Source organism: Ralstonia sp. ASV6, assembly GCF_016429285.1.
Taxonomy (GTDB): Bacteria; Pseudomonadota; Gammaproteobacteria; order Burkholderiales; family Burkholderiaceae; genus Ralstonia; species Ralstonia flaminis.
This window is the reverse complement of the sequence record NZ_JAELUI010000642.1, coordinates 1-302: the sequence shown is the minus strand read 5'-3', so window position 1 is coordinate 302 and position 302 is coordinate 1. Positions and strand designations below refer to the sequence as shown.

The 302-nt window shown below is 73.5% G+C and carries 1 pseudogene; it reads left to right on the top strand.

Annotated elements, in window-relative coordinates:
• Positions 1 to 170 precede the first annotated feature (170 nt).
• A pseudogene (locus JHD73_RS28735) lies at positions 171 to 302 on the top strand (transglutaminase family protein); the annotation flags it as partial.

The window sequence follows — 302 nt, the reverse complement described above, 5'->3', positions numbered from 1 at the left end:
CCCCCCCCCCCCCCCCCCCCCCCCCCCCCCCCCCCCCCCCCCCCCCCCCCCCCCCCCCCCCCCCCCCCCCCCCCCCCCCCCCCCCCCCCCCCCCCCCCCCCCTTTTTCAAGCAGAAGCCGGCATACGAGATCAGGCGCCATGTCTCGTGGGCTCGGAGATGTGTATAAGAGACAGGTTGCAGGGCGAGCAGATTGACGATTTCCTGTTCCGTACGCATCGCGGCTTCTGTGAGCACTACGCGGGCAGCTTCGTCTTTTTGATGCGGGCGGCGGGCGTGCCGGCGCGCGTGGTGGTGGGCTAC